The 1,230-nt window shown below is 64.7% G+C and carries 2 protein-coding genes; both read left to right on the forward strand.

Features of this window, described 5'->3' with window-relative positions:
* The first annotated feature begins 245 nt into the window (after positions 1-245).
* Positions 246-983: a class I SAM-dependent methyltransferase gene (locus tag H300_RS0121700; protein ID WP_028429053.1), complete on the forward strand. Its 738-nt coding sequence runs from the start codon at positions 246-248 to the stop codon at positions 981-983.
* Positions 980-1,147, forward strand: coding sequence for an ATP-binding cassette domain-containing protein (locus tag H300_RS30735; protein WP_106966903.1), 168 nt, complete (start codon positions 980-982; stop codon positions 1,145-1,147). The genes H300_RS0121700 and H300_RS30735 overlap by 4 nt, the downstream gene beginning before the upstream one ends.
* Positions 1,148-1,230: the final 83 nt, after the last annotated feature.

Here is a 1,230-nt window from a genome sequence, read left to right on the forward strand (position 1 = left end):
CCTCCGCCGCACCGCCCGCGACCAGACCCGCCCCCTCACCCTGCTCGGCCTCAACTGATCAAAAGGGACGACATCGAACTACGCCGAAGCCCTGCACGTGCAGGCCCTCAAACTGCGGCGCAACGTTGAGTTCGCGCCACGAATCAGCGGTGTACGGGCAAGTAGCCGGTCAACGGCCGAGGTGGGGTTCAACCTGCCGGGCGCAATCACCGTCGCCAACAATATGTTGAAGGAAGGCCGTCCTCATGAGTGAGCCGAGTGTGTACGACGAGGCGGCGATCGAGGCGTACGACTTGGTGTCCTCGATGCTCTCCCCAGGCGCCGGGCTCGCCGCCTGGGTGTCGTCGCACCGGCCACTTGCCGGGGTCACCGCTCTGGACCTGGGGTGCGGCACGGGCGTGTCCTCATTCGCACTCGCCGAGGCAGGTGCGCGAGTCGTGGCCGTCGACGCCTCACGGCCGTCGCTGAAGGTACTCGACGGCAAACGCGCCGACCGTAACGTTGAAGCGGTGGAGGGCGACTTCCGGAACCTCCGGCTCGACTCCACATTCGACGTCGTCACCTTGTCGAGAAACACATTCTTCCTCGCCCGGGAACAGGAGGAGAAACTTGACCTCCTGCGCGTCATCGCACGGCACCTAAAACCGGAAGGTGCGGCTTTCATTGACTGCACCGATCCCTCCGAGTACCAGCGAGCGGGGGGCGACGCGCACTCGGTCACCTACCCGCTGGGCCGCGAACAGATGGTGACCGTGACACAAACGGCGGACCGAGCCGCCCAAGAGATCTTGAGCATCTTCCTCGTCCAGAGCGCGTCGACACTCACCGCGTTCCACGAGCAGGCCACCTGGGCTACGCTCGCGGAGATCCGGCTGATGGCCCGCATCTCAGATCTGAAAGTGGCGGACGTCAACGGATCGTACGCGGGAGAGCCCTACAGCGCGGGCTCGCGGGAGATGCTGGTAGTTCTGGAGCGGCAGTGAACGAAGTGCCCGCGATCGCGGCCGAGGACGCCACGGTCGTCCTGGACGAGACCACCCTGCTGGCTCCGACGACGTTCGCGGTGATGCCCGGCCAGTTCTGGTCTCTGACCGGCAGCAACGGCTCCGGGAAAACGACTCTCCTGCGGGCATTTCTAGTGTCCTGAGTCGTTAATTCGTGTGCAGTATGCGGCGAGGGTGTCGAGGATGTCGTCCGCGGTCTTCGTCCAGATGAACGGCTTGGGGTTCT

Source organism: Streptomyces sp. TAA040 (assembly GCF_000424845.1).

What these genes read in the sequence shown, in the direction of transcription:
- H300_RS0121700 (WP_028429053.1), top strand. Translation starts at nt 246, where the DNA reads ATGAGTGAGCCGAGTGTGTACGACGAGGCGGCGATCGAGGCGTACGAC.